This is a genomic window from Gracilibacillus sp. JCM 18860, assembly GCF_055395245.1.
Genome location: NZ_AP043868.1, coordinates 39,316 through 62,476 on the forward strand (window position 1 = coordinate 39,316; position 23,161 = coordinate 62,476).

General features: G+C 37.0%; 21 protein-coding genes. 14 read left to right on the top strand and 7 right to left on the bottom strand.

Features of this window, described 5'->3' with window-relative positions; all coding sequences use genetic code 11:
• Positions 1 to 12: 12 nt before the first annotated feature.
• Both ACZ5R4_RS00250 and ACZ5R4_RS00255 read right to left on the bottom strand, forming a co-directional pair.
• A complete protein-coding gene (locus tag ACZ5R4_RS00250) occupies positions 13 to 1,188 on the bottom strand; it encodes a MalY/PatB family protein (protein WP_464367944.1) in 1,176 nt (391 codons plus the stop codon).
• A gap of 144 nt (positions 1,189 to 1,332) precedes the next feature.
• Positions 1,333 to 2,142, bottom strand: coding sequence for an alpha/beta hydrolase (locus ACZ5R4_RS00255; protein WP_277678563.1), 810 nt, complete (start codon positions 2,140 to 2,142; stop codon positions 1,333 to 1,335).
• A gap of 316 nt (positions 2,143 to 2,458) precedes the next feature.
• On the opposite strand from ACZ5R4_RS00255, the gene yugI reads away from it, so the two are divergent.
• Together yugI and ACZ5R4_RS00265 are read left to right on the top strand one after the other, a co-directional pair.
• A complete protein-coding gene (gene yugI / locus ACZ5R4_RS00260) occupies positions 2,459 to 2,818 on the top strand; it encodes a S1 domain-containing post-transcriptional regulator GSP13 (protein ID WP_054859704.1) in 360 nt (119 codons plus the stop codon).
• Between the two features lie 188 nt (positions 2,819 to 3,006).
• Entirely contained in the window at positions 3,007 to 4,353 is a 1,347-nt protein-coding gene (locus ACZ5R4_RS00265; protein WP_109984639.1) for a glucose-6-phosphate isomerase, read from the top strand.
• 37 nt (positions 4,354 to 4,390) lie between these two features.
• Here the strand turns inward: ACZ5R4_RS00265 and ACZ5R4_RS00270 are convergent, their stop codons facing one another.
• Positions 4,391 to 5,389: a potassium channel family protein gene (locus tag ACZ5R4_RS00270; RefSeq protein WP_109984638.1), complete on the bottom strand. Its 999-nt coding sequence runs from the start codon at positions 5,387 to 5,389 to the stop codon at positions 4,391 to 4,393.
• Positions 5,390 to 5,468: 79 nt separating this feature from the next.
• Between ACZ5R4_RS00270 and ACZ5R4_RS00275 the strand changes: the two genes are divergently transcribed.
• Entirely contained in the window at positions 5,469 to 6,524 is a 1,056-nt protein-coding gene (locus ACZ5R4_RS00275; RefSeq protein WP_464367945.1) for a M20/M25/M40 family metallo-hydrolase, read from the top strand.
• A 48-nt stretch (positions 6,525 to 6,572) separates the two neighbouring features.
• Here ACZ5R4_RS00275 and ACZ5R4_RS00280 read toward each other — a convergent pair whose 3' ends face one another.
• Positions 6,573 to 6,956, bottom strand: a complete 384-nt coding sequence (locus tag ACZ5R4_RS00280) for a hotdog fold thioesterase (protein ID WP_109984636.1) — start codon at positions 6,954 to 6,956, stop codon at positions 6,573 to 6,575.
• 21 nt (positions 6,957 to 6,977) lie between these two features.
• Positions 6,978 to 7,919 (bottom strand): 1,4-dihydroxy-2-naphthoate polyprenyltransferase, encoded by a 942-nt coding sequence (locus ACZ5R4_RS00285; protein ID WP_054859703.1) that lies wholly within the window; start codon positions 7,917 to 7,919, stop codon positions 6,978 to 6,980.
• 264 nt (positions 7,920 to 8,183) lie between these two features.
• Here ACZ5R4_RS00285 and ACZ5R4_RS00290 point away from each other — a divergent pair, with 264 nt between their 5' ends.
• The 5 genes from ACZ5R4_RS00290 (at position 8,184) to ACZ5R4_RS00310 (ending at position 14,508) form a co-directional block, all read left to right on the top strand.
• Positions 8,184 to 9,587, top strand: a complete 1,404-nt coding sequence (locus ACZ5R4_RS00290) for an isochorismate synthase (protein WP_277679208.1) — start codon at positions 8,184 to 8,186, stop codon at positions 9,585 to 9,587.
• Positions 9,574 to 11,319 carry a 2-succinyl-5-enolpyruvyl-6-hydroxy-3-cyclohexene-1-carboxylic-acid synthase gene (gene menD, locus ACZ5R4_RS00295; RefSeq protein WP_464367946.1) on the top strand — a complete coding sequence of 582 codons (1,746 nt, stop codon included), beginning with the start codon at positions 9,574 to 9,576 and terminating at the stop codon, positions 11,317 to 11,319. The genes ACZ5R4_RS00290 and menD overlap by 14 nt, the downstream gene beginning before the upstream one ends.
• Positions 11,309 to 12,121, top strand: a complete 813-nt coding sequence (gene menH, locus ACZ5R4_RS00300) for a 2-succinyl-6-hydroxy-2,4-cyclohexadiene-1-carboxylate synthase (RefSeq protein ID WP_464367947.1) — start codon at positions 11,309 to 11,311, stop codon at positions 12,119 to 12,121. The genes menD and menH overlap by 11 nt, the downstream gene beginning before the upstream one ends.
• Positions 12,118 to 12,936 carry a 1,4-dihydroxy-2-naphthoyl-CoA synthase gene (menB, locus tag ACZ5R4_RS00305; protein ID WP_054787497.1) on the top strand — a complete coding sequence of 273 codons (819 nt, stop codon included), beginning with the start codon at positions 12,118 to 12,120 and terminating at the stop codon, positions 12,934 to 12,936. Before menH ends, menB begins: the two co-directional genes overlap by 4 nt.
• 102 nt (positions 12,937 to 13,038) lie before the next feature.
• On the top strand, positions 13,039 to 14,508 hold the full coding sequence (locus tag ACZ5R4_RS00310) for an o-succinylbenzoate--CoA ligase (RefSeq protein WP_109984631.1): 1,470 nt from the start codon (positions 13,039 to 13,041) through the stop codon (positions 14,506 to 14,508).
• On the opposite strand, the gene ACZ5R4_RS00315 is transcribed toward ACZ5R4_RS00310, so the two are convergent.
• Positions 14,505 to 15,752, bottom strand: coding sequence for a DNA polymerase IV (locus ACZ5R4_RS00315; protein ID WP_109984630.1), 1,248 nt, complete (start codon positions 15,750 to 15,752; stop codon positions 14,505 to 14,507). The genes ACZ5R4_RS00310 and ACZ5R4_RS00315 overlap by 4 nt on opposite strands.
• A gap of 268 nt (positions 15,753 to 16,020) precedes the next feature.
• Here ACZ5R4_RS00315 and ACZ5R4_RS00320 point away from each other — a divergent pair, with 268 nt between their 5' ends.
• The 6 genes from ACZ5R4_RS00320 to asnB all read left to right on the top strand — a co-directional run bounded on the left by ACZ5R4_RS00320 (position 16,021) and on the right by asnB (position 22,303).
• Positions 16,021 to 16,860, top strand: a complete 840-nt coding sequence (locus ACZ5R4_RS00320) for an ABC transporter ATP-binding protein (protein WP_054859634.1) — start codon at positions 16,021 to 16,023, stop codon at positions 16,858 to 16,860.
• 118 nt (positions 16,861 to 16,978) lie between these two features.
• Positions 16,979 to 17,293, top strand: coding sequence for a hypothetical protein (locus ACZ5R4_RS00325; protein ID WP_054859633.1), 315 nt, complete (start codon positions 16,979 to 16,981; stop codon positions 17,291 to 17,293).
• A 148-nt stretch (positions 17,294 to 17,441) separates the two neighbouring features.
• Entirely contained in the window at positions 17,442 to 18,014 is a 573-nt protein-coding gene (locus ACZ5R4_RS00330; protein ID WP_054859632.1) for a hypothetical protein, read from the top strand.
• Positions 18,015 to 18,030: 16 nt separating this feature from the next.
• On the top strand, positions 18,031 to 18,525 hold the full coding sequence (ytkD, locus tag ACZ5R4_RS00335) for an RNA deprotection pyrophosphohydrolase (protein WP_109984629.1): 495 nt from the start codon (positions 18,031 to 18,033) through the stop codon (positions 18,523 to 18,525).
• A 423-nt stretch (positions 18,526 to 18,948) separates the two neighbouring features.
• Entirely contained in the window at positions 18,949 to 20,151 is a 1,203-nt protein-coding gene (gene metK / locus ACZ5R4_RS00340; protein WP_109984628.1) for a methionine adenosyltransferase, read from the top strand.
• 247 nt (positions 20,152 to 20,398) lie between these two features.
• Positions 20,399 to 22,303 (top strand): asparagine synthase (glutamine-hydrolyzing), encoded by a 1,905-nt coding sequence (gene asnB / locus ACZ5R4_RS00345; protein WP_109984627.1) that lies wholly within the window; start codon positions 20,399 to 20,401, stop codon positions 22,301 to 22,303.
• Here asnB and ACZ5R4_RS00350 read toward each other — a convergent pair.
• Positions 22,294 to 23,148, bottom strand: a complete 855-nt coding sequence (locus ACZ5R4_RS00350) for a C39 family peptidase (protein WP_277679211.1) — start codon at positions 23,146 to 23,148, stop codon at positions 22,294 to 22,296. The two genes, asnB and ACZ5R4_RS00350, sit on opposite strands and share 10 nt — an antisense overlap.
• Between the last annotated feature and the right edge of the window lie 13 nt (positions 23,149 to 23,161).

Genomic DNA, 23,161 nt, shown 5'->3' on the forward strand with positions numbered 1-23,161 from the left:
GCTAGAGGCTACTTACCCTTTTCTTTCTTCGATTGCTCTTCTAATTCGATCTGTACCTTCTTTTATGAGCTGAAAAGGTGCAGCTAGATTCATTCTCATAAAACCAGTACCCTCTTCACCGAATGTTACCCCATCATTTAAGCCTACTTTAGCCTTTTGTTCGAGAAATTTTTTCAATTCCTTTTGGGATAAATTTAGCTTCGTGAAATCTAACCAAATTAGGTAGGTTCCCTCTGGTTTGGTTACATCTACTTCCTCTAACCTACTCAACTCTTTCATTACATAGTCGATATTTCTATTTAATTCAAGCATTAGCTGATGTAGCCAGTCCTTACCTTCTGTATAAGCGGCTTCTAATGCTGTAATTCCCATTGTATTAATACCGTGGATCCCTTGTTTTTCAAAGGCTTGGCTGATTTTTTTGCGTATTTCTTGATCGGGAATGATCGCATAGGAAGCTTGAAGACCAGCCAGATTAAAGGTTTTCGTTGGTGACATACACGTAATGGTTTGATGTAACATTTCTTCATCCAATGAAGCGATAGGGATATGCTTATTTGGTTCATGAATAATATCTGCGTGAATCTCATCAGATAAAATGAACACATGATATTTTTTACACAATGCAAGAATCTGTTCAAGCTCAGACCTGTTCCACACTCTACCAACGGGATTGTGAGGATTACATAAGATGAATACTTTCACCCCTTCTTTCAGCTTTGCTTCAAAATCTTCAAAGTCAATTTGATAGCTATTGTCTTTATAAATTAATTCATTTTTAACAAGTGCTCTATTATGGTTTTGGACTATATTATAAAAAGGAGGATAGACAGGTGTTTGGATAAGGACTTTATCTTCTTCCTTTGTTAGAGCTTGAATAGCTATATTTAAGGTAGAGATAACGCCTGGACTATAGAGGATCCACCCATTATCTATCGCCCATTGGTGTTTATATTGCACCCAATCGGTGACAATTTTGTTGTAGGCTTTGTCTGTATATGTGTACCCGAAGATACCATGCTTGGCGCGATTTACTAAGGCTTCAGTTACAGCGGGAGGAACCTTAAAATCCATGTCCGCTACCCACATTGGAAGAATATCATCAGCACCATAAAGCGTCTTTACAAGGTCCCATTTTACCGCTCTCGTATTTTTTCTTTCGGTTATTTCACTAAAATATTGCTCCATTTTGATTCCCTCGACTTTCTTTTTGGCATCTTCTGCTATTACCTTATTTTCACAATGGTAACCATCAGTTGGAGAAGAATCTCCGACTGATGAAGTCTCCCTTTATTTAAGCATAATGAAGAAGAAATTGGAAGTTTAAAGAATTCAGGACTGGAGTAGATAGGCTTGGATATAATTCGGCTTTTCTTCAGGTATAAAATGTCCTGTTTCATCAAGAAGGATTAATTTAGCGTTTTTAAGAAATTTCAATAATTCGTAGCCTAATGTGTATGGTAGGATTAAATCTTGTTTCCCCCAAAAAATAGTACAGTCATGCATGATTTTTTGCAACTGCTCTTCATGAAGATCTTCTTGATGATCTTTTAACCATGTAACAATGGATGGATATATCTCTCTGTTTAGAAATGGTTGTTTATATTTCTGTAACATCTCATCAGTAATGAGTGTATCATCATATAGACAATGTCGTAAAATTTCTAAAACACCCTTATGTCGTAGCAATCCTCTTGCAATGAAAGGGGCATATGGATTCCAGCCCATTGTTTTTGCGAATAGAGGAGATTGTTGCATAAAGCAACATGGGGAAAGCAGTATCAGCTTAGAGAATCGCTCTGGATAAAAATAGCCACAACGCAAAGCAATTTGACCACCCATTGAATGTCCTAGTATTTCGGTTTTATCGATACCTAACTGATCTAGTAGGAATACAATGGCCTTTACAATATGGTCATATTCATATAAGCATTCTTTACTTTTAGAGCTATCACCAAATGGTGGAATATCAATTGTGAGCACATGATATTTTCGCTGTAGTGGAGATATTAATTGTCGGAAACAATATTTAGAGGCGAGAAAACCGTGTAGCAGGACAATATAGTGGTCACTATGAGCAAGTGAAGAAGGATGAAATTCATAGCATATAGCATGTCCTTTAAACCAAAAATAACGCCCCATAGAGTAAGACCCTTCCTTCAAGGTGTGATTGTTATAGGTTGTACTATAGAGCAAAATTTATCCCAATAGAGAAATCCAATAATAAAAAAAGCAAAGCGAATTAAAATTTCGCTTTGCTATCCAGGGGGAATACGAGAAAGTCTTACATTAATAGATTTACCCAAAAATTTACCCCTTAAACCTTAGAATGATAAAAAGATAAATTTTTGCCATTTTAAATCAATTTATGCTAATATTACTTATTGTCTATAAGAAAAACTTGTTTGTTTCGTTCGTAATCATTGCAGGTAGATTTCTTAATTCATTAGGAAAGGAGATGGAAAAAGTGTCTAATAAATTTCAAGAAGGCGATATTGTCGAAGGTACTGTGACAGGAGTTCAAGCATACGGAGCATTTGTATCACTAGACGAAGATGTTCAAGGACTAGTACACATTTCGGAATTAACTAATGGCTTCGTCAAGGATATCCATGATCATGTGAAGGAAGGCGACAAAGTCAATGTTAAGATACTAGAAGTAGACGAGGAAAATAATAAATACTCTCTATCTATTCGTGCAATAGAACCTAAAAAAGAGGAACGAGTTGTAGCAAAAAATATTCAACAAAAAGAGGGCGAGCATGGCTTTAACACGTTAAAGGACAAGCTTGAGGAGTGGATAAAGCAATCTGAATAACTCTTCTCTCACTCCATTTGAATAAAATGGTAGAAACAGTTTTACTCTGTCTCTGCCATTTTATTTTTTACTATCCATACTGTGATAAATATTGATAAGTTTTCGACAAAATAGGTAGCTCAGCTCTTGATTTAAATGAGAGGATTCGGTACATTAAAAAGGTGATAAAAATTAATGGAGGGTAAAAAATGACACATGTACGGTTTGACTATGAAAAAGCATTAGATTTTTTTGGTAAGCATGAATTAGATTATTTAAAAGAACCAGTTAAGCTAGCTCATGAAATGATACATAATAAAACTGGTGCGGGAAATGACTTTCTAGGTTGGGTGGACCTTCCAACTAATTATGATAAAGAAGAATTTTCACGCATTAAAAAAGCTGCAGATAAAATCAAATCAGATTCAGATGTTCTTCTAGTTGTAGGTATTGGTGGCTCTTATTTAGGTGCTCGTGCTGCGATCGAAATGCTAAATCATTCCTTCTATAATGAACTTTCTAAAGAGCAACGCAATAGTCCGCAAGTATTCTTTGTTGGTAATAGTATCAGTGCCCCTTATATTAACGACCTTTTTGATGTCTTAAAGGACAAGGATGTATCTGTTAATGTTATTTCTAAGAGTGGTACAACAACAGAACCTGCCATTGCTTTCCGTATTTTCCGTAAGTTTTTAGAAGAAAAGTATGGGGTCGAAGAAGCAAAAGGCCGTATTTATGCAACGACAGATAAAGCAAAGGGTGCATTGAAAACATTAGCAAATGAGGAAGGGTATGAAAGCTTTGTTATTCCAGATGATGTCGGTGGACGTTACTCTGTCCTAACAGCTGTTGGTTTACTTCCTATTGCAGTTAGCGGTGTGGATATTGACCAAATGATGCAGGGGGCACAAAAGGCTCAAGGGGAACTAAGTGAAGCAGACCTAGACAAAAACCCTGCTTATCAATATGCTGCAGTTCGTAATGTACTCTACAATAAAGGGAAAACAATTGAAATGCTAATCAATTATGAACCTTCCCTTCAATATTTTGCTGAATGGTGGAAGCAATTGTTTGGAGAAAGTGAAGGTAAAGACTTCAAAGGTATATATCCTTCTTCTGCTAATTTCTCCACAGATTTGCACTCTTTAGGACAATATGTACAAGAGGGACGAAGAGACATTTTTGAAACAGTGCTTCATGTAGAGGAACCAAAATCTAATATTACGATTGAAGAAGAAGCGCAAGATCTTGATGGTCTTAACTACCTAGCAGGAAAGACATTAGATTTTGTTAATGAGAAAGCATACCAAGGTACACTCCTTGCACATACAGATGGACAAGTACCGAATTTACTCGTTCACTTACCGAAATTAGACGCTTATACATTCGGATACGTTGTCTACTTCTTTGAAAAAGCTTGTGCAATAAGTGGATATTTATTAGGCGTTAATCCATTTGATCAGCCTGGGGTGGAAGCATATAAGAAAAACATGTTTGCCCTACTAGGTAAGCCAGGATTTGAAGAAGAAAAAGCGAAGCTAGAAAAACGCTTATAAGAGCATTAGGTAAGGCAAGGTTAAATTTAACCTTGCCTTACTTTATTGCTTTTAAAAAAATAAATTGGTCTGCTTTATCTGTAATAAATGAGAATGGTGGATGTAAAATGATTTCATCCTCTCTAACTATACCAATTAACGATTTTCCATCCTCTAAAAACTGTCTTGTACAATGATAAAAGCTCTGATTTATCATATTGTTATCAATTGGATTGATACAAAATTGCTGTTCTTCCAATGTTTTTGCTATAATGTCTGTAACCTGGATATCTTTCTGAAATAGGGCTTGATAAATTAAGGAACTCATAAAATCATTGGAACGAATAATAGCATTAGTGCCAGCTCTTAGGGCATTCTTTTGCTGTATTTCCGTTAGGATTTCGGAAATAATATGAACAGATGGATTGTTACCACGTGCAGCGATGATGTTTAAGATTGTCTGACGATCTGCTTCATCCTCTGATAGTGAAGGGTCTGCAGTAATCACTATATAATGAGCCTTTTCAATATTTGCTTTTGATAATATTTCATCAGAGGTGGGCTGTCCGTGTATAAAGTGAATCATATTATTTCGATAGGAAAGCTTGTTTAAAGAATGATCAATTAAAACAATATCTGTCTTCATTTGTTTATCTTTCATCATCCTAATTAATTGCTTGGTCCTTTCGTTCCACCCAATTAAAATAATATGACCACTTCCTTTGAAGGAGATTTTCCCTTCTGTTAAGCTTTTCTCATGCTTAATTGTACCTGCTGAGAGTGTTGCCATATAAAAAGTAACGAGACCGCCACCTGCCAAAATCAATATGATACCAATGATTTTTCCTATATTGCTTAATGGAACATAGTCACCATAACCTACAGTAGAGCCTGTCACAAAAGCCCACCAAATCCCGTCAAAAGTCGTCGGAAAATGTATGGGTTCTAATATATGTATGATAAATCCAAAGCTTGTCATAATGAGACAAACTGAGAGAAGTAGACGAACAATTATTGGAAGATGAAAATAAAATTGGATCCATTTATTCCAAAGCATGTAAAACCACCCTTCCGTATTTTCTCGTTTAGTTTGAGCTAAAATAGTAACATTATGCTAAAAACAGGAGTGATTGACATTGAAAAAGGATAGCTTAGAATTTTTAATAAGTTTATTGCATACACCATCTCCATCTAGTTTAGAAATGGAGATACAGAAAAAATGGATCGATTACGTCAAACCATTTGCCGATGAAATAAGAACAGATCATGCTGGGAACGCTATTGCGATTGTAAATCAGGATGCTGATTTTCATCTTATGCTTGCTGGACATTGTGACGAGATTGCTTTTGTCGTGAATCGGATCGATGACCATGGATATGTTTTTGTTGAAAAAATGGGTGGAATTAACACAAAAGCAGCCATAGGGATGAAGGTAGAAATTATCGGGGAATCAGGAATTTTACCTGGTGTTATCGGGGTAAATGCGCAACATCATGGTGGGATGAAGGATGATTTTAATGTAGAGGATTTATTTATTGATTGTGGTGCACAATCAAGGGAAGAGGTAACTCGAACGATACAAATTGGTGATTTGGTCGTATACCGTAGAAAATCGGAATTACTGATGGATCGGTATATATCTGGGCGTGGCTTAGATAATCGCACAGGCGCTTTTATCGTGGCAGAGGTAGTTAAACAATTGAAAGAGAAAAAAGTCAATATAGGTCTTTATGCCGTAAGTACGGTTAATGAGGAAACGAATATGGGAGGAGCGTATTTTGCTGCAGCTGGTTTACATCCTGATTGTGCTATTGCATGTGACGTAACTTTTGCAACAGATTACCCAAGTGTTGACAAAAGAAAGCATGGAGATGTAAAGCTAGAAGGGGGCCCTGTACTAGCAAAAGGTGCACCGATTAATCGAAAAATGAATCAATGGCTGGAAGAAGCGGCTAAAAGGCTATCCATCAATCTCCAATATGAGCTTACTCCGAGAGCAACTGGTACAGATGCTGATAAAATGAGGTTTACTGGAAAAGGGGTACCAATTAGTTTAGTTTCCTTACCATTAAGGTATATGCACTCACCTGTGGAAACTGCTAGTCTTAAGGATATAGAAGAAGAAATTGCTTTACTAGTAGAACTGATTACATTTTTGAATGGCACAGAAAGCTTAAACCCATTGGAATAAAAGAAAAAAACCGTATGACATCATCTTGTCACACGGTTCTTCTCTGTTTTATGGATGATGAAGCTGGATAACGGCAAGTGTACAGCGTGAAATCGCAATAAGGTCTTCTTTTTCATCGACTATTTTGATTTCCCATACCATTGTTTTTTTTCCCACATGAATAGGCGAGGCTTTTGCCTGTATCCATCCTTCTTTTTTTGCTTTCAAATGGTTACAGTTTATTTCTAAGCCTGCAATAGATTGTTCATTAGGATGAATATGCTGTAATCCACCGATACTTGCTGCCGTTTCCGCAAGTGCCACAGTTGCTCCCCCATGAAGGAATCCCATTGGCTGCTTAACTGTATTAGTGATCGGCATTTCCATTATCACTAATTCCTTAGAAACTGTTACTGTCTTTATACTTAGTGCATCCATTAAATTTTCAGCCATTTCTATCCACTTCTTTCTAGGCTATAATGATAAAGGAATAAAGATATGGAGCAATAATGATATTCCAATAAGTGCACCATAAATGGTATTCGTTTTTGCAACAGCAGCCATTGCCGGAATCATTCCAACATTTGTTGTATTCTCTTTAAAGGTTTTAATGGCATGGCTTGCTTTTTTAATGCTTAGAAAACTGATCACACTATAAATAGGTAAAAGTCCCATTAAGATATAAATTCCAGTTAGTAAATAACTAATAATGATTAACCATTTTAATAAAGAAATGGCCCGATTACGCCCGACTAATATGGCAATTGTTTTTCTTCCATTTTCTTTATCCCCGTCTAAGTCACGAATGTTATTGGCAAGTAAAATACAACCAATCAAGATAGCGATAGGAATAGAAATGATAATGACTTCCCATGTTAACGTTAATGTTTGGATATAATAACTGATGCCGATAATGACTGTTCCCATCAGTAAGCCAGAAAATAATTCTCCAAATGGTGTATAGGCGATGGGAATTGGTCCTCCTGTATATAGATAACCTATCAGCATACAAAGTGTGCCAATTACAGCAATCCACCAGCTGGACTCGATGCAAATGTATACACCTAAAGCAACGGAAATGGCAAAAAATAAATAGGCTAGCCTTTTCACGACTATTGGCTTAATACCATCTCGAACAATAGTGCCACCAATTCCTACAGACTCTTCATTATCTAGTCCACGGACATAATCGTAATATTCATTGAACATGTTAGTGGCTGCTTGGATAAGGATGGCAGCGACTAGCATAACGATAAATAATAATAGTTGGAATTTTTCATCTAATACGGCAAGCATTGTTCCGACAAAGACTGGAATGAAGGATGCGGTTAAAGTATGTGGTCTTAATAATCGCCACCAGACATGAAACCCAGGTTTTTCGTTTAAATGATTCGCTTCTCGCGATGGTTTATTCATTCCCATTTTAAAGTATCTCCTTGATTTTAAAATAAAGGCTAGAAATATAGCCTAAAAGTATATAATACAACATTATAAGTTTATTGAATACTTCAATATGTGTCAATATTCTTCGTGAAATGCGATTATCACCCTTATTGATTTATTTTTTGATATACTATTAAGGTGAGGCATCTATACGTTAGGTTCTTTAAAATTATTTGATTTTGTACTATAATGGATAGCGTTTATGAAAAATGCCCTATTATATTGGAGGGTTTTCTAATGATTGAAACAAAGGAATTAAATATAGATGGTGTATTACAAACAGCAAGAAAACAGGCAAATAAAAAGCAAACACCAGCCTTTGTTAGTATAACGGAACAGATAGAAGAATTGGATCCACTTGCTTTTTTTAATACAGGTAAGTATCTTGGCTTAACCCGAACGTTTTGGACTAATACCGATCGTTCTATATATTTTGTTGGAGTGGGCAATGCCTATACCATGCAAGCAATTAATCAGCCATATACGACAATAAAGCAGCAGTGGCAGGAACTGATTAATGATGCTATTATCGATAATCCATATCCTAACAGTAGTGCAGGGCCAATTGTGCTAGGTGGTTTTCCTTTTGATCAAGCTAATGAAAAGGATCCATCACTTTGGAAGGGGTTTGAAGGTAGTCAATTCCGCCTACCACGCTTTATGCTTACAAAAGATAAGGAAAAGTATTATTTCACCATTAATGTCTTCGTAGAACCAAATAGTAATACAAGCCAATTGGAGCAACAATTACAGATTGAAAGTCAGCAATTGCTCAATGGGAAAGAAATGATAACTTATACGAATGCCATTCACCTGCAGCATGAGGTAGATCCAGAACAGTGGAAAGATTTAGTTCAGAAGGTGACGAATGATATTTCAGAAGGAAAAGTGGATAAAATTGTACTAGCTAGAGAGCTACAAATAGAGCTAAAGGATAATTGTGATTTAACCGAAGTTTTAAGGAATCTGTTAATCATGCAACCAAATAGTTATGTGTTTGCGTGGGAAAAGAATAATGCATGTTTCATTGGTGCAACACCTGAAAGACTAGTTCAAGTGAATAAAAAACAACTATTTTCTACTTGTCTTGCTGGCACGGCACCAAGAGGCAAGGACAAAAAAGATGATGATGTTATTGGCCAAGCATTGCTCCAAGATGAGAAGAATCAAAAAGAACATCAATTTGTGGTAGATATGATTCGAGGAGCTGTTACTTCCTGTGCTCGAAAAGTTCATATTCCTGACAAACCAATTTTGTATCCATTAAAAAATTTACAACATTTATATACACCAGTACAGGCAGAGTTAAAGAGAGGGCATACCATCTTAGATGTTGTTGCTAAATTACACCCAACCCCGGCATTGAGTGGTTATCCGAGCGAAACCTCCTTATCCTTTATACGTGAATTTGAAACACTAGAACGAGGGTGGTATGGAGCTCCAATTGGGTGGATGGATGATCAATTTAATGGGGAATTTGCTGTGGCTATACGTTCAGCACTAGTGCGAGAAAACAAGGTATCTCTATTTGCTGGATGTGGTGTAGTGGAGGATTCCGATCCAGAGCAAGAATATAAGGAAACAAGTATCAAATTCACCCCAATGCTGCAGGCATTAGGAGGACACTATGAGTTATCGTGAATCATTGACGAAATATATTGCGAATTTTGTCAATCAATTATATGTAAGTGGTGTAAGAAATGTGGTTATTTCACCTGGGTCAAGATCTACTCCGTTGTCTTTAACCTTTGCTGAATATGATCGCTTCCAATTATGGGTAGATATTGATGAAAGGTCTGCCGCTTTTTTTGCATTAGGTATGGCAAAAGAAACGAGAGAACCAGTAGTCCTTGTTTGTACGTCTGGTACGGCAGCAGCCAATTATTATCCAGCCATTATTGAGGCACATTATAGCAGAATACCGTTAATTGTTTTAACAGCTGATCGACCACATGAATTGCGGGATGTCGGAGCACCGCAAACGATTAATCAATTAAAAATCTTTGGAGATTATCCTAAATGGTTTCACGAAATGGCGTTGCCTAGTGCAACAGTAGAAATGCTTCGCTATGCAAGGAATCAAGCAAAACGTGCTATCCAAACCGCGTTACGTCCCAATTGTGGTGTTGTTCATCTCAATTTTCCACTACGCGAGCCACTTGTTCCTGACTTTACGTTACAGGATATATGGGGGGAAGAAGAGAAGAGTCTTACCCTTCGAGCGGTTAGTCAGTTATCGCAACCGAATGTAGAGCTACTAATAGATAAATTAAAAAATAAAAAACGGGGCATCCTAGTCTGTGGTCCTCAGGATCGAACAGAGCTAGGATCAGCTATCGTTGACCTAGCAGAAGCATGGGGGATTCCTATTTTTGCTGATCCATTATCTCTATTACGTAATGGTAAACATTCGAATAAATGGATTGTGGAAGGCTATGATGCGATCCTGAAATCAAAGGCTGTTCGCGATTTGCTAGAGCTTGACTTTATTATTCGATTTGGTGCTATGCCAGTTTCTAAGGCTTATTTACAGCTATTACAAGAAAAGCAAGGTATTGAACACATTGTCGTCGAAGAAGGAGAAGGATATCGAGAGCCTGTTGGTGTGCCTACTCATTTTCTTAATCATTGTGACGGGGTTCATTTATGTCGTGATTTGGCAAGCTATCCAATCAAAATCGATGAGAAATGGTCAGCTAATTGGAGGAAATGGAATACGTACACGAAAGAAGTGTTGATGGAGAAACAAGATCGATTAACAGAAGGACTTGCGGTAATAGGTATTCAACAAACTATTCCTGATCATACGGTTCTCTTTGCTAGTAATAGTATGCCGATTCGAGATGTAGACACCTTTTGGTTCTCTAACCAACAGCTAGTGAAAGTTTTAGCTAATCGTGGTGCAAATGGGATTGATGGTATTATCTCGACCGCTTTAGGCATTAGTGCCACTAATAAGCATACCACCCTTTTGATTGGAGATGTTTCTTTTCTGCATAGTTTAAATGGTTTATTGTTGGCTAAAAATTATCGATTAAACCTAACTATTGTATTAATTAATAATAATGGTGGGGGTATTTTTTCCTTTTTACCTCAGGCTAAGGATAAGAGTAAGCATTATGAATTGCTGTTTGGTACACCTCAAGATATTGATATACAAAAACTTGCAGCGGCTTATGATGCAAGCTACGAAAAACCAGAAAACTGGACCAATTATGTTAGAGCTTTGGAAAACTCGTACCAAAGAGGTGGGCTAACTATTGTCGAAGTGGAAACCGATCGTACAGAAAATGTTAGCTGGCATCAGCAAAAATGGGATCTGATAAAACAGTACTTGCTACATGAATTAGAGGGCTCTGACGATGTTCTTTGAGGTAAATAGTAATCACTACTGGGTGGAAAAGGTTGGAGAAGGACCGCCACTTGTTATGCTTCATGGTTTTACTGGGACTACCCATACTTGGGGTGAATTAACAAAAAAATTGGCTAACAAATTTCAAATCATAAAAATAGACTTGCCTGGTCATGGGAAATCAACTACTCCCAATATTCATTCTATGGAGGATTGTTGCTATGATTTGGCACAAATCTTTAATCAATTGCAATTGTCTACTGTTCATCTGTTAGGTTATTCTATGGGAGGAAGGACTGCTCTATCATTTGCTTTCCTTTATCCCAAACGAGTTCGCACACTTGTATTAGAGAGCGCGACACCAGGTATTGCAGATTCACAGGAAAAGAAAGCTCGTGTTCAAAAGGATGAAAAGCAAGCTAAGTTTATTTTAACAAACTCTTTGAAAACATTTATTGATACGTGGGAAGAAATTCCACTATTTATTTCCCAAAAGTCTCTTCCTCTATCTATGAAAGAGCGGATACGAAAGGAACGGTTAAGTCAAACCAGTCATGGACTAGCCCAATCGTTACAAACAATGGGAACAGGAGTGATGCCTTCTTGGTGGGAACAATTAGGTGAGCTAACCTGTCCTGTAGCCATTATAGTTGGTGAAAAAGATCAAAAGTTTGTTCAGATTGGCATAGAAATGGAGAAAAGGATACCAAATAGTTATTTATATGTTGTGCCAAACAGTGGACATGCAATTCATGTGGAACAATCAGAGATTTTTGGTACAATAGTAGATGAATTCTATTTCAAGAAGGAGGACATCTTATGACAGTCGAATGGACTAGTGAACGCACATATGATGATATTTTATATGAAACTTACAATGGTATTGCCAAAATAACCATTAACAGGCCAGAGGTACGTAACGCTTTCCGTCCTCACACAGTAAATGAATTGATCGATGCTTTTACATATGCTCGTGATGATGCAAGCATTGGTGTCATTGTTCTTGCAGGTGCTGGTGACAAAGCATTCTGTTCCGGTGGAGATCAGAAGGTGCGCGGACACGGAGGATACGTTGGGGATGATGAAATTCCTCGCCTTAATGTCTTGGACCTACAACGACTTATTCGTGTCATTCCTAAACCGGTTGTTGCAATGGTTTCAGGTTTTGCTATCGGAGGCGGGCATGTATTACATGTTGTTTGTGACTTAACCATTGCTGCAGACAATGCGATTTTTGGTCAAACAGGCCCTAAAGTCGGTAGTTTTGACGCTGGTTATGGTGCGGGGTTGCTTGCTCGTATAGTGGGACACAAGAAAGCGCGTGAAATTTGGTATTTATGCCGTCAGTATAACGCACAAGAGGCACTAGATATGGGACTTGTAAATACGGTCGTCCCATTAGAAAAATTAGAAGAAGAAACCATTCAATGGTGTGAAGAAATGCTGGAGAAATCTCCAACTGCCTTACGTTTCCTAAAAGCTTCATTTAATGCAGATACAGATGGACTTGCAGGACTTCAACAAATGGGCGGGGATGCAACTTTACTTTATTACACAACAGATGAGGCGAAAGAAGGACGCGATGCGTTTAAAGAAAAACGTAAGCCAGACTTCAAAAAGTTCCCACGTTTTCCTTAATAACATGATTCCGTCTTCTTAGATGGTAAACCGAAAGACGAAACCTAGTTTCATAAGTATGAAACTAGGTTTTATCTATGACGATAATAAAGGAGGGTTCCTATGAGTGAGGTAATGGAGCATTGGTTAGACAAAAGGGTAGCATTAAGCCCAGATGCTTTAGCTATTGAAACGCCTGAAGGAGAACAATGGACTTTTTTTCGGTTACAGCAAGAAGCAAAACTATTTGCAAAAAAACTCGCAAATGTCGCTTGTAAACAAAAACATATCGGCATATTATCAGGCAATTCGGTTGAAATGGTCGTCGCCTTTTTAGCTTGTACCTATATACAAGCACCAGTTGTTTTTCTAAATACACGGCTTACGGAAAAGGAAATCGAAAAACAGTGCCAGGCTGCTGATGTTGATTTATTGCTTACTAGTACTTACTATCGATCTAAAGCCAAGCAATTATCGACTACCTCGTATACGTTTAATCAAATAAGAGAATTAGAAACAATGTCTATATCGCTTCCATCTTCGATTAAAATGGAGGGGCTCTGTTCGATGATGTTTACATCAGGGACCACAGGAACGGCAAAAGCTGTCATGCATCGCTATAAGAATCATTGGGCAAGTGCGGTTGCATCAGCTTTGAATTTAGGATTATTGTCAACAGATAAGTGGTTAGCCTGTTTACCATTATTTCATATTGGTGGTTTATCGATTATTCTAAAAGGGATTATTTATGGAATGCCAGTTTACCTTTTAGAAAGGTTTGATGAACAAATAGTACATCAGGCTATTATAGACAAGGGTGTTTCCATTGTCTCTGTTGTTTCCGTGACGTGTATGCGATTATTACAATTACTAGGTAAGCAACGCTACCCTAAAAATTTTCGTTGCATGCTTCTTGGAGGTGGACCGGCTCCGCAGCCATTACTAGAAAAAGCCCGCGCTCTTGATGTTCCGATTGTACAAACCTTTGGAATGACAGAGACTTCTTCGCAAATTGCAACATTAAATGAGCATGACGCTTTGCGAAAAATTGGGTCTGCAGGGCACGCTTTATTCTCTGCTAGCTTAGAGATTAGAAAAAATGGGAAACAAGCAGCTGTGAATGAGATAGGAGAAATAGTTGTCAGAGGTCCAATGGTCACGGATGGCTACTATAAGCGAGAAGAAGCGAATCTTGCTTCCTTTCAAGAGGGATGGTTTTTGACAGGTGATCTCGGTTATCAAGATGAGGAAGGCTTTTTGTATGTCGTTGATCGAAGAAGTGATCTTATTATTTCTGGCGGGGAAAATATTTATCCTGCTGAAATTGAGGACTGCCTATTGTCTATGCCTACTATTGCAGAAGCCGGGGTTGTCGGTATTCCTGATCCAGTGTGGGGAGAGGTCCCTGTTGCTTTTGTTGTTAAAAGGGATGGGGCTTTGACTCAAGACGATATTGTAAAACATTGTCGGAGCCGACTAGCCCGGTTTAAAATACCGAAACAAATATTTTTTACTGATGTTCTTCCTCGTAATGCTACCAATAAATTGCAGCGCCACCAACTGAAGAAATGGATAGAGGAGAGAAATGGTTAAGCATAATGACCACCGATTTTTTTGCTGCGTTCGATCGTAATACCCGCATCTGTATAGCTAGTTGCACGCAAAATCGCGGTGGACCCATGTTGATCACGGATGGTATCCATCACATAACCAATATCCTTCTTCTTTCCTTTATCTTCAAATAGCTGGAGCTGTGTCTCTATATCATCATATAAATTATTTAAACTAACGGTGACACGGCGGATTTTACTATGATGGTCATAGAATTCATGGAAAAGCTGTAAACAAACATGATAAATGTCCATCGTAACATTAGTAGGTAAGTCAAGAGAACGCGAGCGATGGAATCCGCCAAGATTATTTGCATATCCAATGCTTAAATGGATTGTGCGTCCAGCCTTTTTGCTCGCTCGAGTTCGTCTTGCTACTTCTTCACATAAATCTAACATGCAGACATAGGTTTCTTCTTCGGAATAATCTCTTAATAATGTAATTCCATGACTAAAGCCTTTTTGCTCTTCCTTTTCTGCTTCGGTATAAATAGGACTGAGGTCAATCCCCCAAGCATGCCAATATAGTTGCTCTCCCATAATACCAAAGCGTTTCTTTAATTGTTCTAAAGGGTGTTGTGCTAATTGTCCTAATGTCAAAATCCCCATGCGTTGAAGGTGCTTTTTGAGTCTACTGCCAATCCCCCAAATTTTTTCTACTTCTACAGGCCAAAGCAATGCTTCGACATCCTCATATCGACATGTAGCAATCCCCGTTTTCTTTGCATATAAATCCATTACTACTTTTGCTAAAAATTTATTATCACCAATCCCAATAGCACAAGTGAGTCCCATCGTTTCGTAAATTTCTGTTTTTAACATGTGTGCAATTTGATAGGCATTACCATATATCTTTTCCAATCCATTAACGGTTAACCACATTTCATCGACAGAGTATGGATGAATAGCTTCACGTGGAGCATAGCGATAGAGTAATTTAGTAATTTCAATCGATACTTTTACATAATCCCCCATTCTTGCTTGCACGATATGAATATTTGGATCCTCTGGTAATTCAAAATAGCGACTGACATTTTTTACTCCATACCGCTGTTTTAATGCTGGAGAAGCAGCTAGTATGATGCTACCGGATCTTGTTTTATCTCCAACGACTGCTAACATTGTCGTCATGGGGTCAAGCCCTAGCTTGACACACTCGACACTAGCATAGAAGGAACGCATATCAATACATAGGATGTTATTTCTCGGAAAAGTATGATAATCCATTGATGTTCTCTCCTCTTGGATTTTTAACACAAAAAGGAACGTGTGTTCTCTATAGTATAGTACAAAGAAGTGGAAATAAGAAGAAACAAAATATGGAAATTAAATATTAATAAAAAACTCCTTCATAATTGATAAAGATTATCATTGACATTTTTGCAGAAACCCACTACACTAAAAAGTAGAAGATACTTAGAGAATGGAACGATTAACCATTTAAGGAATAACACAAAGGTTTGCGAACGAACGTAAGCGAGGGAGAGGTTCCAGAATGGAAACATTAGTAGCAAAGGATTTAACATTAGGTTATGGAGAAGAAATTATTATAGATGATTTAGATATTGCTATTCCAAAGGGTGAAATTACTGTCTTTATCGGTGGAAATGGTTGTGGTAAGTCAACATTATTACGATCATTAGCGCGTTTATTAAAGCCAAAAGATGGTGATGTAGTACTTAACGGAAAAGACATTGCCAAAATACCTACAAAGGAAGTAGCAAAACAACTAGCGATTTTGCCTCAAAGCCCAACAAGTCCAGAAGGATTAACCGTTGAAGAATTAGTGAAGCAAGGACGTCATCCATATAAGACGATGTTCAAGCGTTGGTCTCCAGAAGATGAGCAGGCAGTCAATGAAGCTTTATCGGCAACGAATATGACGGCATTAAAAGATCGTGAGGTGGATTCCTTATCAGGCGGGCAACGTCAACGTGCGTGGATTGCGATGACTTTGGCACAAGGTACAGATACGGTTTTATTGGACGAACCAACGACTTATCTTGATATGACTCATCAAATTGAAATATTAGACTTATTGTTTGAACTAAATGAAAAAAGAAAAAGTACGATTGTAATGGTTCTACATGATTTAAATCTAGCTTGTCGTTATGCTCACCATATTGTGGCAATTAAGGATAAGCAGGTTTACGCGCAAGGTAAGCCAGAAGAAATAATTAATTGTGGCTTAGTACATGATGTTTTTCAAATGAAGTGTGATGTGATGTATGACCCAATGTTCGGAACACCGATGTGTATACCACATGGACGTGGACGCTGCTTAATTAAAGAAGCAGTCGAAGAATCCAAACAAAAGCAAATGCAAACTGTGTAATAAAGAAAATCCTTTATCTGTTTAGAGATAGAGGATTTTTTATGCCTTTAGAAAGGCAAGTTTTACTAAGTATGTTTTCCCTCTTCTAACATATAACTATCGAGAAGGAGTGAAAACAATGGAAAAGAAAAAATATTATGTTAATATAGGTACCCAAGAAATATCTCACATCCCATATGGTGGTAATGCAGAGTTTGTGATTCAAGCAAACGATGAAGAAATCACATTACTTAGACTAAAATTTGATGAAATACATGATGCAGATCTAAGCACTTATGTACGAGCACATATCCCTTTTACCCCTTATCATAATGATCCACAAAACGATGCATATGATGAAGGGATAAAAGGTGTTTATCAAATGATATATGAACTAGCAGATGAAGAGACGAAAGCAGCTATGGATAAATACAATATAGGTAAAGAGAACTGATTTATTAATAATAAATAAAAAAATGAAACATTTTCTCTCTCTAAATCGTCTTTTTAATTAAAGTATTCATTTTAAATAAATATCTAGTAATAAAGGTTTAATTTAATAGGAAAAAAGGTAATAGTAATATAAGATGGGGGGGAGAGCATTGAAGAAATTATTGGTAACATTGACAACAGGAATACTTCTTATTTTTGCGATCATGATTGTTAGCCAATACAACACCGATCAAAGTCTAGCAACTGGAAAAAACAATGCCTACAAACAACAAAGTTTAAACAATGCCAACTTTGAGGATATCAAGCAACTAGTAAAGGAAGAAAAACAAACAGAACTATCCCATGAAACCATTGTCGAGCTAACCGATAAATTTATGCAAACATTAGTACAGGAAATAGATGGCGACAACAAGATTATTCACTATCAAACAAAAGAAGAGCTGATTCAAGCTTTTGAAAAAATAACGACAAAAGAAGTAGCCTTGCCTTATGTAGAATACTATTATCAAGAAAAGCAAGATGGCTTATATATTGTACCAACGGAAACACCACCATGGTTCCAAAAGGAAAACAACTATGAAAGAACAAGATTAGATGGGAATATAGTAGAAATAAGTCAACAAAATCAAACAGATTTATATGGCAATTATATGATTAATATTCAGTTTAAAAAAATCAATAATCAATGGAAAATAGTTAAGATTAGCCATGTAGATTCATAAGAGGTAAAATAGATGTATGAAAACTTTTTATGATTATTATCACAATAAGATACAGCTATCCTTTGAGGATCATCCCTTTAATAAAAATCCAAAACATGTTTGGGTTATCTGTCGCTATCAATCCAAATGGCTACTAACGAAACACCTCGATCGTGGACTAGAGTTTCCTGGTGGAAAAGTAGAAAAGAATGAGACAGCAGCCGAGGCTGCTATTCGAGAAGTACATGAAGAGACGGGAGGAGAGGTTGATCAGTTAACCTATATTGGCCAATATTATGTCAAAGGGAAGCATGATCAACTAACCAAAAATATTTATTATGCTGAAATAAGTGGCTTAGCCAAAAACGATCATTATTTTGAAACAGCAGGACCTGTTTTATTAGATTCGTTACCAGAAGATATTCAATCAAATATGGCCTTTAGTTTCATTATGAAAGATGATGTTTTAACCTATAGCATTCAGTATGTGAAAGAAAAGCTTTTGATTAATTCAAATCAATCAAGAAGCTAAGTTTGCTTTATTTAAGTATTTAATGTCCGTCAGCGCACTGCTATCCGAGCCTTAACAAGGCTCGGATTTTTTAGATAGACATCGTTCCAGCAACCATCAGAAAGAAGCTAGTTACTAAAAATAAATTGACTTTATTATCCACTTCCGATACGATAAAACAGTGTGGAGACGTATGCCATAAAGGGAAGCGTACTTATTTTGGAGTAGGTTTCTCTTCATTTTGTTTGATTAGCTTAAAATAATGTTTTTATAACCAACTAAATAAATCGGTTTAATTGTGATTGGGTTTTCGTGCATTCTGTCGATAAAAACGGTATAGTAGTAGATAGAGAGTTAGAAGAGAACATTAAGAATTCATAAATAGAAAAGACAGAATCAAAGTGCTCAATTGGAATGGAAAGTGTTGAAGGAGGAAAAATGATAATGCCAGAAAATAGAAGATTATTCACATCAGAATCAGTCACAGAGGGTCATCCTGATAAAATCTGTGATCAAATTTCTGATGCGATTTTAGATGAAATAGTGAAAAATGACCCCAATGCTAGAGTAGCTTGTGAGACGACTGTCACAACAGGATTAGTTCTTGTTTCTGGAGAAATTTCTACAAGCACGTATGTTGATATTCCTAAAATTGTTCGCAATACTATTAAAGAAATCGGTTATACAAGAGCAAAATATGGCTTCGATGCAGAGACGTGTGGAGTGCTAACAGCCATTGATGAACAATCAGCAGATATCGCTGGTGGTGTTAATGTTGCATTAGAGGCAAGAGAAGGTAAAATGTCAGATGATGAGATCGAGGCAATTGGTGCAGGAGACCAAGGATTAATGTTTGGTTATGCTAATAATGAAACACCTGAATTAATGCCACTTCCAATTAGTTTGGCACATAAGTTAGCTAAGCAATTATCTGACGTAAGAAAAAATGGTACGCTGAGTTATTTGCGACCAGATGGTAAAACACAAGTCACCGTTGAGTATGATGAAAATGACAAACCGATTAGAATTGATACGATTGTTATCTCTACTCAACATCATCAGGATATAACACTAGAGCAAATTCAAGCAGATTTAAAAGAATTTGTTATTAACCCAATTGTTCCAGCAGAACTCTTAGATACGGAGACAAAATACTTTATCAATCCAACAGGCCGCTTTGTAATTGGTGGTCCCCAGGGAGATGCAGGACTTACAGGAAGGAAAATAATTGTAGACACTTACGGTGGCTATGCACGTCATGGTGGTGGAGCATTCAGTGGAAAGGATGCAACAAAAGTGGATCGCTCTGCCGCTTATGCAGCACGCTATGTAGCAAAGAATATTGTTGCAGCTGAATTAGCGGAAGCATGTGAAGTTCAACTTGCCTATGCAATTGGGGTGGCACAGCCTGTATCCATCTCCATAAATACATTTGGTACGGGGAAATATACGGAGGAAGAACTTGTTGCAGCAGTTCGCGAGCATTTTGATTTGCGTCCAGCAGGTATTATTAAAATGCTTGATTTAAGAAGACCAATTTACCGTCAAACTGCCGCATATGGCCATTTCGGACGGACAGACACAGAATTCCCGTGGGAAAAAACAAATAAGGTCGATCAATTAAGATCTTACTTGTCAAAAGGCTAAGAAACAGATAAAATAGAGTAATTGAGATGAGGTCAAGTGCCTGTGAGGACTTGACCTTTTCTGATGAATAAGGTCTCGCGTATAGGTGATAAGAGTAATAGTACATGCTCGGTTTTAAACAATCATCATGAAATTACACCCATTCTTATAGTGGAAAAGAGCGAATATATAACGATAGGAGAAGTAACCTCAGTAGGGTAAAATTCGTCTACTATAATAGAAGGGAAAAGAAGGAAGGAAATAATTTATGTGTGGGTTTATTGGTATATTAAAATCTGATAATAAAATGTGGGAAAGTGAACAAAGACAACAGTTCGAAAATAAAAATACAGCCATTTATCACCGTGGTCCAGATGATGAAGGCTATTATGAAGATAATCACGTTTTATTTGGCTTTAGAAGATTAAGCATTATAGATATTGAAAGTGGACATCAGCCGTTTACATACCATGATGAACAGTACTGGATGGTGTTTAATGGTGAAATTTATAACTATATTGAACTTAGAGAAGAATTACAAAAAAAGGGTTATTCCTTCACAACTGATTCAGACACAGAAGTGATTTTAGCCATGTTTCAAGAGTATGGTGTAAAAGCATTTGAACAATTAAGAGGAATGTTTGCGATCCTAATTTGGGATAAAGAAAATCAGGTTCTTTATGGGGCAAGAGACCCATTTGGAATTAAGCCACTATTCTTCAAAAACGCGGAAGAAGGAATGTATTTTGCTTCAGAGAAAAAAAGCTTGCTAGGAGATATAGAGGGCACGGTTGACAGAGAAGCATTACAGCACTATCTAAGCTTTCAATATGTTCCTGAGCCTATGACAATGCACGAAAATATAGAGAAACTAAATCCAGGCCATTATTTTGTCAAGCCTCTTGATAAAGAAATCACCTTTACACGTTATTTTCATGCACAATTCCAGCCTGTTGATCAGGACAAGCAAGCACTGATCAAAAAGATTCAAGATGTGATGTATGATTCAGTTAAGGTGCATATGCGAAGTGATGTACCTGTTGGATCATTTTTATCTGGCGGAATAGACTCATCTTTAATTGTTGCGATGGCGAAGGAATACCATCCGAATATCAAGACATTCTCTGTAGGATTTGAGCAAGAGGGATATTCAGAGGTGGATGTTGCAAAGGAAACAGCAGATAAACTTGGAGTGGAAAATCACTCTTATATCATTTCGCCAGAAGAGTATGTCAAGAAATTACCTAAAATTATCTGGCATCTCGATGACCCACTTGCTGACCCAGCTTGTGTCCCATTATATTTTGTTGCAAGAGAAGCGAAAAAGCATGTAACTGTTGTTCTATCTGGAGAAGGATCAGATGAGTTATTTGGTGGATATAATATTTATCGAGAGCCAGAATCATTAAAAGTATTTCAATCTATTCCAACACCAGCTAAAGATTTATTGGCACGTGTAGCGCAAATATTACCAGAAGGTGTGAAAGGGAAAAGCTTCTTGGAGAGAGGTACAACCCCGCTCCAGGATCGTTATATTGGTAATGCCAAGATGTTCGAAGAAAAAGAGAAGCAAAAACTATTAAAAACTCATCAATCGAATATTAATTATCAACAGATTACCGCACCTTTTTATCAAAATGTTCAAGGTATTGATCCAGTTAATCAGATGCAATATGTCGATATCCAAACATGGTTGCGCGGGGATATTTTGTTAAAAGCAGATAGAATGACAATGGCTCATTCTTTAGAGTTACGAGTGCCCTTCTTAGATAAGGAAGTATTCCGGGTAGCGAGCGAAATACCTGTAGACATGAAAATAGCAGAAGGCACGACGAAGCATATCCTAAGATTAGCATCTAGAGGTATCGTACCAGACCATATCCTTGATAGAAAAAAATTAGGTTTCCCTGTACCAATACGTCATTGGTTGAAAAATGAATTGAATCAATGGGCAAGAGATCTAATTAAAGAAAGTGCTACAGATCATTTATTGGATAAAACCATTATTACTCAATTGTTAGAGGAACATTGTGCAAATAAAGCAGATAATAGTAGAAAATTGTGGACAGTGTTTATGTTTATGCTCTGGCATCAAATTTTTATTGAAAATAAATTCGATACCGAATTATTAAAACAAGAGGATAAAGCAGCAAGCAAGCTACATCAATCATAATCAATGGTGATAGCCTGCTTGCCCATTTGCTCCCAAGCGCTAATAAAAGCATGTTTGGGAGCCTTTTTTTGTTTTCCTTTAAGTGGATCATTGAAATAGATGAAATCTTTATCATAGCCAGTTACTAGTACAGCATGCTCTTTCATTGTAATCTTAATAGGTCCTTCTGGTGTCTGCCATGTTTCAAAGGCTTCTTCTGCTAATGGTTGAAAAGTAGCATTTGTGATGACAAGCACGGGCTTTTGCTGAGAAATAGATTCGATAACACGATGAAAATCAGAGCCTGTTAGATCCTGAGCTAAATTACCAACATAAGATTTGGCTAATTCTGTTAACGGCTGATGATAGACCCCATATCCTGGATTTTCAAAGCTATACATATCTCCAACAAAGCCTTCATGCGGGTTACCAAAAAATATTTGTCCGTTTTCTTGCTTGTAGTTTGTTGTATCTTTTACAATTTGGGAAGCAAGGGTAAGTTTGTCGACATCTATATCATGATATTGAAGAAGCATAGATAAAGTAGTCACCTCACAGCCTCTCGGTAATTCTGGTAATTGATAGACCATTGGTGCATCTAGCATAACACTATGCTCTACTTTCGTATCAAGCGTAAGATGGTGATTGGCATGTGTCGTGAAGAGTTTTGTCTGATAATCTGTTGCATAAACCCATTCAATATCAGCCGTATATAGTAAGTAGCCCCCTGTACCAATACTTATCGTTCCGAATAGCAGTATATAAAGCAATGCCATATATTGAATAATTTTTTTTCGATAAGATTTATAAAAATATAATAAAAAGAAGAACATAAAAATGGAAATGATAAATAGGGTTGTAAGCATTTTGCCCTCCATC